Genomic DNA, 12,233 nt, shown 5'->3' with positions numbered 1-12,233 from the left:
TCAGTTTTAGAAGCACTTTAATTGGAGCACTACGTAACAAAAGTAACATACTGGTCTCTCAGATCTCGCATTTTATACTAATCAGTTACTACGTCCGCAACTCGCTACGTTGACGGTTGAACGTAGCGTTGGTTAGTTTTTAATAAGTTGATGCTTTACTACGTATTAGCTTTTGAAACCGAATAATTGCCAAAACTAATTTTCTCCTATTTATGAAAACCCCTTTGTTTGTTTTATCTATTTCGCTTCTGCTCGGCCTTTGCCTCAGCTTTACTACTCATCTGCCCGCCGATGGGTGGGTCAGCCTATTCGACGGCAAGACGTTTACCGGCTGGAAGATCACCGAGGAAAGTCCGGGTACATTTGCCATTCAGGATGGAGCCATTGTGGTGAACGGCCCACGTGCGCACCTGTTCTATGACGGTCCGGTAGGGAATCACGATTTCAAGAATTTCGAATGGAAAGCGCAGGTGAAAACGATGCCAGGTTCTAACTCGGGCATGTTTATCCATACAGCGTATCAAGCTTCCGGCTGGCCTTCTAAAGGCTATGAGATTCAGGTAAATCAGACGCATACCGACTGGCGCAAAACCGGCAGCGTATACGGTTTACAGGACGTAAAAGAAACGTTTGTGAAAGATGATGAGTGGTATACCGAACACATCATTGTGCAGGGCAAAAAGGTGATTATCAAAGTCAATGACAAGGTTATCAACGACTATATGGAGCCTGACAGTATCAGCAATTCCAGCAAACCCAAGAAATTAAGCCACGGCACAGTTGCTTTACAAGGCCACGACCCCAAAAGCAAAGTGTTCTACAAAGACATTATGCTGAAAGTGTTGCCGGACTAGTTTTAAAGCGCGAAAGAATGAAAGCGTGAAAGAGCGAAAAGCAGACGCAAGCTGTTTTTCGCTCTTTCACGCTTTCATTCTTTCGCGCTTTATCTAAACTTCATAATACTATAATTATTCGATTGCAACAGGGCTGGATTCCCCATAGCCGCGCTGATTTCACCGATGCGGGCATTCAACGTGAAAACTCGGGCATTAACCACTACGTTGGTAGTAGCCTGCGAATAGCCATCGGTGTCGAATTTTACGATGGAGGCCGTCTGCCAGTTGTCCGTGCTACGTACCTGCGCGACTCTACTCCCACTGCCCGTCACTACGTATAAATCGCCGTTTAACAGCGTTAGACCATCGCCGGGCAGGCTGGGCAGGCCACCTACTTCTGAAATTGCATTATTGTTCTGCAAATCCACTTTATACAGCTTTCCTGCGCCTGTATTCGCCACAATCAGGTAACCATTGGAGTGATACACAATGCCGTTCAGGCCGAACGTAGCACTGGCAAAGCGCGGATCGTTGACCAGAATACTAGCCTGCCCGCTCGACGTTACTCTATAAATGACCGGCGCAAAGGAATCTGTTACGTACACCGTTCCGTCGGGCTGAATGGCCAAATCGTTGGCAAAATGATTAACCCCCGGCAGCAAATCATCGAGATCGGTACGTCGCTCTAATTGACGGCTGTTGATATTGAACACCAACAATTCGGCTGTTCTTCTCGTGGTAGCTGGTGAGCTTTTACTCGATACGCCCTGATCGCCGTTGCAAACGAAGATACGTCCGTCAGCTACCTTTACACCAACACCAGCAATCAGTTCGGGAGGAGTTATCAAATCGGCGTAGTTTCCGTTGATGTCCACTGTACCAATTTTTCCCTGCGTGAGAGACGTAATAATAAAGCGGTCCAATTGGGCGGAGTAAGCGATCCCTTCGGGGTACTGCCGTTGAGCAATGAACTCAATACGGTCGGGAAATGAAGCATTTGGGCTGAGCCGGTGGTCTTCGCAGGCAGTCAGGCATAAGGCAGCAAAGCCTCCCAGCAGACAGGAAACGTAGCGTGTTTTCATAAACATTGAGGGAAGTTGAAACAATGACTGATTCAGAGGTAATTAAACAGCCTGTTCCTTTAATTTGTTTTTAATCTATGGCAGAGGGTATAGGGGCAGGGGAAGTAGCGCTTACCCCCTGCCCTTAGCCTTATGCCCCACGCTATTTAAACTGCTGAATACTATACTCGCTGGCTTGCAATTGGGCCGGATTTTTGGCTGCTACGGCTGCGCTCACTTCGCCAATGCGCGCGTTGAGCGTGTAAATCTGGTCGCCCACTAGTACGTTGGTCGTAGCCTGGTCGTAGCCTAGTGAATCACTTTTAACAATGGTAGCGGTTTTCCAGCTATCGGTGCTACGTAATTGGGTCACTCGTTTCCGATTATTCACTACGTATAAATCATTGTTGAACAGCAGCATACCATCTCCACTGGGCAGGTTTACGCCGGTGATTTCGGTGATGGTGCTGGTCGCTAAATCGATTTTAAAGAGTTTGCCTTCATTGGCTTTCGATACAATCAGAAATTTTTCGGGGTGATAAACAATGCCGTTCAAATTAACGCCGGTGCCCGTAAACAGGGGTGATTCCACGAATTTAAAAGCCAGTTGATTCGCGTCGGCAGGCACTTTGTAAATGATGGGCGCAAATGAATCTGTTACGTAGGCGTTGCCCTCGGGATCGAAAGCCAGATCATTGGCAAAATGATTGACGCCTGGTACCAAAGCGGCCAAATCGATATGCCGTATGTTTTGCCCCGTAGTTAAATCATAAATAAATAACCCCGCTGTTTTAAGGGCCGTTTTGTCCGTACTCTTCACCGAAACGCCCTGATCGCCATTGCAGACGTACAATTGATTACCCCAAATCTTCATGCCAATAGCACTGATCAGCATAGGGTCATCTTTTATAAAATCTTCATACCGACCATTCTGATCAACAGTGCCGACTTTGCCCTGTGTAATGGAACTGACCAGGAACTTATCAAGACGGCTCGAAAACGTAATGCCCTCAGGGTATTGGCGGCTGGCAGAGAACGTAATACGTTCGAGAATCGTTGGCGCACTGAAATCCGGGTCGGCAGTGTTACATGACGTAACGAGCAAACCGAGTAGAACAAGCTGGGCTGGACTAGTAAGGAAACGGTTCATGGCGATAAAAGCAGACGAAAAACAGATGCAAAGAAAGGCGTAAATCGGCCTGATACGTTCGGACTGATGCATTAAAAACTATCTGTTCGCTTTTGAGTTTAATGAACAGACGAATTTTATACCGTTATGAAACATTTCACCACCCTGACCGAAGCCATGGAAGACCTGCGTGGTCGTGGATATACCCATGAGTTTGGCCCCAAGAAAGATTATCTGGAAGAGAAAAGCACCGAAACTAAGCTGAAAGGCGAGGATTTCAACGTCGATGAATTTCACCGGTTCGAAGGCACTTCCGACCCTGGTGACGAAATGACGCTATATGCTATCACGGCCTCAAACGGCATGAAAGGCGTATTCGTTTCGCCACAGGGAACGTATTCCAACGAAGTGTCGCCCGAACTGATGGCGAAGTTTAACGTTAGCGATCGTGCACACGTAAATACCGATGGCGCGGTTCAACCGATTGACCATCACGAAACTACGCACTAATTATTTCTCGGAAATTTGCAAGGAAATCACCCGGAAGATGTCAAATTTTCCGGGTTTTTGACTATCTTTGCGGCCTTTACAAAAAAGCGTTCTTTATCGTATTGATACCCCATGAAGTTATCCGAATTCAAATTTGATTTACCCGACAGTCTTATTGCCAAGTACCCGGTAGAGCGGGGTGAATCGCGGTTGATGGTTGTTGACCGGAAAACCAAAACCATAGAGCATAAGAAGTTTTCGGATATGCTAAGTTATTTCGACGATGGCGACGTAATGGTTATCAACAATACCAAAGTTTTTCCGGCGCGATTATACGGCAATAAAGAAAAAACAGGTGCCAAAATCGAGGTCTTCCTTCTGCGCGAACTAAACCGGGAAATGAAACTTTGGGACGTACTGGTTGATCCTGCCCGCAAAATTCGCGTTGGAAATAAACTGTATTTCGGCGACAGCGATCTGGTTGCCGAAGTCATCGATAACACTACGTCGCGTGGCCGCACTATTCGATTCCTGTTCGATGGCAATCATGAAGAATTCATGAAAGCTGTTGACGAACTGGGCGAAATGCCGATTCCACGCGAAATAAACCGGGAAGCCGAAACCGCTGACCGTGATGATTACCAGACCGTTTTCGCGCAGCATATTGGCGCGGTTGCCGCTCCAACGGCTGGTCTGCACTTCACCCGCGCCATGATGAAACGTATGGAAATCAAAGGCATACACTTTGCGCCCATTACGTTGCACGTAGGACTTGGCACCTTCCGTCAGGTTGACGTTGAAGATTTGACCAAGCACAAAACTGATTCCGAAAATTACCGCATTCCTGAAGATGCCGCTCAAACGGTAAACACCGCACTCGATGCTGGCAGAAAAGTTTGCGCCGTCGGTACTACGTCATTGAAAGCTATCGAATCATCGGTATCGGCCAACAGTCGGCTGAAACCTGTTGAAGGCTGGACGGATAAGTTTATTTTCCCGCCCTACGATTTCAAAATCGCGAATGCACTGCTCACCAACCTGCACCTGCCCGAGTCGATTCTGATTATGATGACCAGCGCTTTTGGCGGTCACGACCTTATCAAACATGCCTACGAGGTGGCTATCAAGGAGAAGTATCGTTTCTTCAGCTATGGCGACGCGATGTTGATTTTGTAAGTCGAAAGTCATCAGTCAATAGTCGTTAGTGAATGTTAACTGATGGCGGGTTTATAACTTAGATACTTTATTTTTGAGGGGTCGATTGACCCCTTTTTTTATGTACTATTCCGCAATCTAATGACTCACGACTATCGACCGGCGACTTCTTTTGCCATCATTGTGGCTGGTGGAAGTGGTAGCCGAATGAAATCCGACGTACCAAAACAGTTTTTGAAACTGGGAAATAAACCCATTCTTCAACACACGCTCGAACGGTTTCTGGACGTAGTATCCGCGTCTCAAATACGATTGGTTTTGCCCGGCCGGGAAATAGCACAGTGGAAAAAACTTTGCGAGGAACACCATTTTCACACAGAAATCCCAATAGTGACCGGAGGAGCCAGTCGGTTCCAATCGGTACGTAACGGGTTGGCGGCAATTTCGGCATCGGATGGTTTGGTGGCTGTACACGATGGCGTTCGGCCGTTTGTTACGGCCGATATTATTCGAAATGGTTTTGAGACGGCCGCTCATACTGGTTCAGCTGTTACGTGCGTTCCGGTAAAAGATTCAGTACGTATTGTCGCTGGTGATGGAACCAGTCAGGCTGTTGACCGAAGTATGTATCGTTTGGTGCAGACTCCACAGACGTTTCAGCTAAACCTGTTTCGGCAGGCATTCCAGGTTGAAGAGCAGTCCTTTTTCACCGACTGCGCCAGTGTTATGGAATATGCCGGTTTTTCGATTACGTTGATTGACGGAGCGTATGAAAATATCAAGATTACGACTCCTGATGATCTTCGTCTGAACCTGGATTTAGCGGATTGATGGATTAATAGGATTGTCTGAACCTGGATTTAACTGATTTGAGGATTTACACGATTTTGCTTCCTCAATTTCAGAATAAATGCGTCGAAAAAGCGAAAAACAAAATCGTGTAAATCCAAAAATCTGCTAAATCCCGCCGGGTTGCCGGTGCAATTCAGATGCCAACCCGCTTCCCTCCCGATTACTACATCAACGGCATTCTCGATGGCGACCGGCTTCGGCTGAGTCGGGCCATTACGTTGATTGAAAGTCGTCGGGTGGATGATCAGGAACTGGCTCAGAACGTATTGGAAGCTCTTTTACCTAAAACGGGAAATTCGATACGTATCGGCATTACGGGTGTACCGGGCGTAGGAAAAAGTACGTTTATTGAAGCCTTTGGTACGTATCTGACCACGTTGGGAAACAAACTGGCTGTACTGACCATTGATCCAACCAGCCAACGATCGGGGGGGAGTTTGTTGGGTGATAAAACCCGTATGGAAACGCTGTCGATGAATAGTAGTGCCTATATACGACCGTCTCCGGCGGGCGATTCGCTGGGGGGTGTGGCGCACCGTACTCGCGAGACCATGCTCCTTTGTGAAGCCGCCGGATTCGACGTAATACTTGTTGAAACCGTTGGTGTTGGGCAATCGGAGACGGTGGTGCATGGGATGGTCGATTTTTTTCTGTTGCTGATGCTGGCGGGCGCTGGTGACGAATTACAAGGCATGAAACGCGGCATTATGGAACTGGCTGATGCGCTGGCGATAACGAAAGCTGACGGCGAGAACGTATCAGCGGCTACCCGCGCACGTGTTGAGTACCAAAATGCATTGCACCTTTTTCCGCCAACCGATTCGGGTTGGATTCCGCCCGTGCTTACCTGCTCAGCCCTTACAAATGTTGGTATTATTGACGTTTGGCAAACGGTTCAGACGTATCAACAGCTTACTACGCAGAATGGCAGCCGGGTGCTACGTCGGCAGGAGCAGCAATTGACCTGGTTTCGATCTTTGCTACGTCAGGGCTTGGAACGACAATTTTATGAGGAACCAAATTTGCATCAGCAACTCCTTGCATTAGAGGCACAGATACGTAGTGGTACGTTATTGCCCGCTCCTGCCGTGCAGAAACTGCTACGAAGTAATCTCCATTCGCGTTAGAGTTAGCGTTTTTTTGCTTTTGTACGTATGCATAAACTTTTAGGGTTATTGACCTTTTTCATGGCTGTGCAAACGGTACGTGCCCAGCGCGATACAACCATTACACTTTCAGCCATAGGTGGCCTGAAATTCAATCAGACCAGAGTAATTATCAAGCCCAATACCCGTCTGAAACTCGTTCTTCAGAACAAAGACGATATGGCGCATAATCTGGTTGTAACGCGCCCAAATTCACGATTTCGGGTCGTTGAATTTGCGCTGGCTCTGGGCGACAAAGGCCCAGCTCAACACCACGTTCCAGTAATGGATGAAGTACTTGCGCATACCGTGAGCGTTGAACCCGGCAATACTGACTCACTGCATGTTACGTTGCCTGAGGGATCGTACCCTTTTGTTTGCACATATCCAGGACATGGTTCGCTGATGTATGGTATTATCTACGCCACCAACGAGCCTAAGCGCCTGCCTCCCGTTGCTGAGGATATGAACATACCAAACCCAAATCGAACAGCAGAGACGGCACATGCGAATCACCGGGCAACGACCTCCGGGCATCCGTATACAATGAAACTTCCGGCTGTTTATCGCACGTTTATGCCCGATTGCGGTCCGGCGGCAATTGCGGTGGGGCTTCCCGGTCCTGATGGTGGTCAGTCGTACGTGTTTGATGCCGGCCAGTGTCGATTGCGTTACGCCTGGTCGGGTGGTTTTGTCGACAATACTGAGCAATGGGATGGCAAAGGCCAGCGGCTGACGAAGGTGGTTGGCGAGATTTATTATCGCGATAAGGGCCGTTTTCCGTGGCGCATAGGTAACGGTGAGCCACAGCCCCATTTTAAAGGGTATCGGCTAGTGAATCGGTATCCTGAATTTCACTACGTTGTAAATGGCGTCGATTTTCGCGAACTAATCAAACCATTACCCACTAAGCGCGGCCTTATTCGGGCATTTACGCTAACTCCATCAAAACAGGACGTAACGTTTCTGGCTGATGCACAACCCGGAATCGAGTTAAAATCATCGGTTGGCCGCTTTGAAAATGGAGTGCTACGTTTGCCAGCCGGAACCAGACAATTTACGCTAACCATCGAAACGAAATAACCGTCTAATTTTTCATGTTCGCTTCGCTCCTATTATCTACTTTTCTTTGGTCGGCTTCACCGGCGGATACCATTTCGGATTATTACGAGATTGAGGATATTCCAATGCCGACGGGCTTGGTGGCCGAAACAGGTGGCATTACGTTTCTGCCCGATGGTCGGCTGGCAGCCTGCTTTCACCGGGGTGAGGTGATGCTTTACAATCCCAAAACTAAAACCTGGAAACTTTTTGCAGAAGGGCTGCATGATCCGCTGGGGGTTCTGGCAGTAAGTAACAAGGAGTTGATTGTGATGCAACGCCCAGAACTCACCCGCCTGACCGATACCGACGGCGATGGTGTTGCCGATCAATACACGACAGTGACCGACCAATTTGGTATGTCAGGTAATTACCATGAATTCGCATTTGGGCCCGTTCGTGATGCCAAAGGCAATTTATACATTAGCCTGAACACAGCTTCAAACGGAGCCAGTATTCGCAATGAAGTACGTGGTCAATATGATGAACTGGGAAGGAAGGGGCGCATGTATGCGTGTGTACCGTATCGCGGGTGGGTCTTGCAGATTACGCCCGATGGAAAAATGAAACCGTATGCTTCCGGTTTTCGGTCGCCGAACGGGATGGGATTCGATGCGCAGGGGCGACTTTACGTGAGCGACAATCAGGGCGACTGGCTGGGCACCAGCAAGTTATATCACGTAGAAGAAGGTAAATTTTACGGGCACCCAACTAGTCTGGTATGGCGGTCTGGCTTCCCGGACATCGACCCGTTGACATTACCCGTCCGTACGCTCGATAGCATGCGTACCGTAGAAAGTTTCGCTTTTCCGCATGAATTTATGGCTCATTCACCAACGCAGCCCATACTGGACAATACGGGTGGGAGATTTGGTCCCTTTGCCGGTCAGTTGTTTGTCGGGGAAATGGATTTTCCGCATCTGCTACGTATCCTGCCAGATGAAGTGGGTGGGCAGATGCAGGGAGCCTGCGTCCCGTTTCTCGAAAAAGCAGGTTCAAACGGCGTACCACTACGTATCGGCAACAACCGGCTGGCTTTCGCTCCCGATGGAAGTTTGTATCTCGGTAAAGCCGATCACGGCTGGCTTGGTGACCGAGGTATCCAACGTATCAAGTATAAACCGGGTAAAGTTCCGCTCGATATTCTGGCAATGAAACTCACGCCAACTGGTTTTGCTTTAACGTTTACGGAGGCTCTTGATGAGAAAACTGCCCAGGATCTGGCGAACTATCGTTTTCGCAGCTACTACTACGAGTACCATCAAGCTTACGGTTCCAAACAGATAGACGTACAGACCGTCAACGTAACAAGTGCTACGTTGTCCGCCGACCGCAAAACCGTATCGCTGAAAGTAGCAGAATTGAAACCCAGCCGTATTTACGAACTAAATTTAGGCGATCTCAGATCTGGAAACGGGCAGAAAAAAATATTGAGCCGGTCCGTGTGTTATACACTGAACCGGCTCAATATCTGAAACGGCTCAGAATTACGCGTTCCCTAATGTTCGTTCGGGTTCGTTGGCGCGGGTGGCTGGTACGTTCTCCGTGCCTCCTTCCTGACTCCAGTCGGTTTCTGTTACGTTGGTAGTGTCGTCCTCCGACACCGAAGATTGACCCCACGAGGCTCGTTTAGCTTCTTCGATACGTCGCCTATCGGCTTCATCGTCTTCGCTCTCGACGTTGTTCTCCGCGTCGATTTTTGCTACGTCGCCGGGCACGTCAGTATCATTACTGTCGGCCACGCGTGAAGGCAGTTCGTTTTCTAAATTCTTGTCATTCAACTGAGATAACTCCGGGGGAGTACCCATCGTACTATGCATACCTTGAGCGGCATATGACTCAGTGCTCTCTTTGCGGGAATTGCTACTTACGCTCATAACGTTGATTGGTTTAGTGTTGAGTTTGAGATAAATTCGTTAGTAAACCGGTTTATTTTTCAAATCGGTACCTGTTTCAGCAATATCCTCTTCGCGCTCTTTTTGAGCTTGATCTGACTTTTCAGATTTCGAAGTTGTGCTGTTTTGTTCTTTAGCTTCTTTCTGCGCTTCAGGGGCCGAAACCTCGTCATTCGAAGCGTAATCGTCGGGGCCGTGCGTCGTTACGTCGACCATGGACGTATTACTGGTTTTGGAATCAGCAACTGCGGCATCAAGACCTTCTTGGGTTACTTCGAGAGTACTGTTCGACGTATCACCCATCCGCAGAATACCATTTTTACTATCCATATCGGTGCTGCCAATGGCACGGTCGTTACGTCCATCCTGACCACCCCGAACCTGCTCGCTATCCAGCCCGTTGGCTGAGTTTTCCTGTTCGTAACGGTTCCGATTATCTTCGGATGGCCTGTCTTTATCGGTATCGTCAGATCCAAATGGTCCTTCTGTGCGTCCATTTATCTGCGCGTCTTCGTGTTTCGCATTTGTTTCGTCTTTCATGGCGTTGAGTGATTCTGTGTAAGGAATATAACCTTCTGTAGGGCGAAAAGTTTGCACAAGTCATTTACGCCCACAGGTTGTCTTGTACTGACTAACATTAATTAACTGGTGGCTTCGTTCGCTCAAAGATTATTCGCGATCAACCTACCGAAAAATTAATATACCTACCGAAAAATATACGTTCGTCCCTAACATTGGGTAGAACTGGAAGATTCGTCGCTATTTTACGCAGGATTTGTTACCAGATGGAGGGGTTCGTAACTGTTTTCACACAAATGCCAGTTTTATAGACGTATTGGCCGATCAACGATGTCGGTAAATACCTTTCAAGCGGAGAATTTTTAATAGTTGGATAAAGCGTAATGCAGAAAGCGGAACGACGATGTCGATCCGCTTTTTTTTCATCAACTCGTAATAAAAAAGAGGCTGCCTGAGTAGGCAGCCTCTTTTTTATTACGTAGCAGGGAGTTTTAGTCAACGTCCCAGAACAGTTTTGTAGCGAATACGTCAATTGTTCCCTGCGCTTTTACATTAGCTGAGTTGGAACCGCCTTCTGTGTTTGGATAGAAGAAGCGCAATGGCCGCTTGTTCGCTTCCGGTACCTGTGCACTTTGCGGGATGACCGGCAAATTGGTACGACGGTATTCAGCCCAAGCTTCCAGGCCGTTCAAGTTCGCTAAGGAAATCCATTTCTGAATGGCAATAGCAGCAAGTTTATCGGTCGAAGCATCCCAATCGTAGTTCTGGATTTTGCTTCCTTTAAAAGCGGCCGCACCGGCCGTATTAGCACCCAACACCCGGAACGATTGCAGAATACCTTCTTCAAAGTATGCTTTCGGTGTACCAGCTAACGTTACGTCGCTGAATCGTTGTTTGGCTTCAGCCAGTAAGAACTGAACTTCTGAAGCGGTCATGAGGATATACGGGCGATTGTATTCTCCTTTTACAATCAAGCTTGGCCCTAGTGAAGTCGTGTTAGCTGGTAGATAGCCCGAACTGGCACCAATCGGTGTACCTGAATAGTTTGCCATAACTTCTTTCTGGGTACTAACGCCGGGAGTACTCGCATTTTCACCACCATTAGCATAAGCAAGGCGCTTTAATCGAAGCGTATCACCAGCGGCTTTCAGGCTGTTTACAAGGAACTGCGTTGGGCGAGGAAAGTTGTTCAATGCCCGTTTTGCACCATTGGCATCATATCCCCAGCGGTCATAAACGGGGTTTAATTTACCAGCCGTTGCCAGAAAGAACGAAGGGCCGCCTACACCAACATCGATGCCCGTAATAAAACCTGAACCTTCGGTTACGATTTTGTTGATTTCTGGCTTAATGTATGCATCTCTGCCCGTAATCTTCGATTGACGGATGAGGATACGCATTTTAAGCGAATTGGCGAACTGAACCCACCGGGTAATGTTCCCATTAAACACAATATCCGAACCCGTAAAAGCACTGGCGAAGGCATTCGCTTTCAAGTCGACAATGGCTTCATCCAGCAACGTAATCAGCGATTCATAAATAGCTTTCTGATCATCGAATTTTGGCGCAAGTGCGGCCGTTGCTTTCAGCGCATCCGTGTAAGGCAGGTTTCCATACATATCCACCAATTGCTGGAACAGCATGGCTTTCATCACCTTCGACGGACCTTTCAGATACTTCTGGTTGTTCGCATCGGCGTTATTGATTACATACTGGTAATCTTCCAGATTGTCGTAGTAAGGATCCCAGTAGTTGAAATCGCCATCGGTATACTGATAGGCAAACTGAGTGGTGCTGATGATGTAGCCATTACCCTGCGACCACTGTCCTGACCAATAATAACCAATTTCGCTGGAGCCCTGTCCGCCACTGGTTCCGGCAATATTTGTTGCTGTCGTGAACAGCGCATTTGTAAACACGGTGCTTGGCGAAGCTGTAGGCAACTGGTTCGGGTTGGTGTTGATGTCGAGGAATGACTTATTACAACTAGTACCAACCATGGCCACAATGGCCGTTATAACTATTGCTTTTAATTTCATGTCAAATCAATC

General features: G+C 48.0%; 12 protein-coding genes. 7 read left to right on the top strand and 5 right to left on the bottom strand.

The window, feature by feature from the left end:
• Positions 1-212: 212 nt before the first annotated feature.
• On the top strand, positions 213-854 hold the full coding sequence (locus IC229_RS16520; RefSeq protein WP_190888107.1) for a 3-keto-disaccharide hydrolase: 642 nt from the start codon (positions 213-215) through the stop codon (positions 852-854).
• Between the two features lie 89 nt (positions 855-943).
• On the opposite strand, the gene IC229_RS16515 is transcribed toward IC229_RS16520, so the two are convergent.
• A complete protein-coding gene (locus tag IC229_RS16515; protein ID WP_190888106.1) occupies positions 944-1,918 on the bottom strand; it encodes an SMP-30/gluconolactonase/LRE family protein in 975 nt (324 codons plus the stop codon).
• Positions 1,919-2,060: 142 nt separating this feature from the next.
• Entirely contained in the window at positions 2,061-3,047 is a 987-nt protein-coding gene (locus tag IC229_RS16510) for a gluconolaconase (protein ID WP_190888105.1), read from the bottom strand.
• A 126-nt stretch (positions 3,048-3,173) separates the two neighbouring features.
• Between IC229_RS16510 and IC229_RS16505 the strand changes: the two genes are divergently transcribed.
• The 6 genes from IC229_RS16505 to IC229_RS16480 all read left to right on the top strand — a co-directional run bounded on the left by IC229_RS16505 (position 3,174) and on the right by IC229_RS16480 (position 9,243).
• The gene (locus IC229_RS16505) at positions 3,174-3,536 is read left to right on the top strand and encodes a hypothetical protein (RefSeq protein ID WP_190888104.1); all 363 of its coding nucleotides are present in this window, start codon (positions 3,174-3,176) and stop codon (positions 3,534-3,536) included.
• Positions 3,537-3,647: 111 nt separating this feature from the next.
• Positions 3,648-4,691, top strand: coding sequence for a tRNA preQ1(34) S-adenosylmethionine ribosyltransferase-isomerase QueA (queA, locus tag IC229_RS16500; protein ID WP_190888103.1), 1,044 nt, complete (start codon positions 3,648-3,650; stop codon positions 4,689-4,691).
• A gap of 120 nt (positions 4,692-4,811) precedes the next feature.
• Entirely contained in the window at positions 4,812-5,501 is a 690-nt protein-coding gene (locus tag IC229_RS16495) for a 2-C-methyl-D-erythritol 4-phosphate cytidylyltransferase (RefSeq protein WP_190888102.1), read from the top strand.
• Between the two features lie 158 nt (positions 5,502-5,659).
• Positions 5,660-6,649, top strand: a complete 990-nt coding sequence (gene meaB, locus IC229_RS16490; RefSeq protein ID WP_190888101.1) for a methylmalonyl Co-A mutase-associated GTPase MeaB — start codon at positions 5,660-5,662, stop codon at positions 6,647-6,649.
• A gap of 27 nt (positions 6,650-6,676) precedes the next feature.
• A complete protein-coding gene (locus IC229_RS16485) occupies positions 6,677-7,750 on the top strand; it encodes a plastocyanin/azurin family copper-binding protein (protein WP_190888100.1) in 1,074 nt (357 codons plus the stop codon).
• Positions 7,751-7,764: 14 nt separating this feature from the next.
• Entirely contained in the window at positions 7,765-9,243 is a 1,479-nt protein-coding gene (locus IC229_RS16480) for a PQQ-dependent sugar dehydrogenase (protein WP_190888099.1), read from the top strand.
• A gap of 12 nt (positions 9,244-9,255) precedes the next feature.
• Here the strand turns inward: IC229_RS16480 and IC229_RS16475 are convergent, their stop codons facing one another.
• The 3 genes from IC229_RS16475 to IC229_RS16465 form a co-directional block, all read right to left on the bottom strand.
• The gene (locus IC229_RS16475; protein WP_190888098.1) at positions 9,256-9,645 is read right to left on the bottom strand and encodes a hypothetical protein; all 390 of its coding nucleotides are present in this window, start codon (positions 9,643-9,645) and stop codon (positions 9,256-9,258) included.
• Between the two features lie 39 nt (positions 9,646-9,684).
• The gene (locus IC229_RS16470; RefSeq protein ID WP_190888097.1) at positions 9,685-10,203 is read right to left on the bottom strand and encodes a hypothetical protein; all 519 of its coding nucleotides are present in this window, start codon (positions 10,201-10,203) and stop codon (positions 9,685-9,687) included.
• Between the two features lie 470 nt (positions 10,204-10,673).
• Positions 10,674-12,221, bottom strand: coding sequence for a SusD/RagB family nutrient-binding outer membrane lipoprotein (locus tag IC229_RS16465; RefSeq protein ID WP_190888096.1), 1,548 nt, complete (start codon positions 12,219-12,221; stop codon positions 10,674-10,676).
• Between the last annotated feature and the right edge of the window lie 12 nt (positions 12,222-12,233).

The sequence above is a fragment of the Spirosoma profusum genome, from assembly GCF_014699005.1.
Taxonomy (GTDB): Bacteria; Bacteroidota; Bacteroidia; order Cytophagales; family Spirosomataceae; genus Spirosoma; species Spirosoma profusum.
This window is presented reverse-complemented; position numbering and strand designations above follow the sequence as displayed.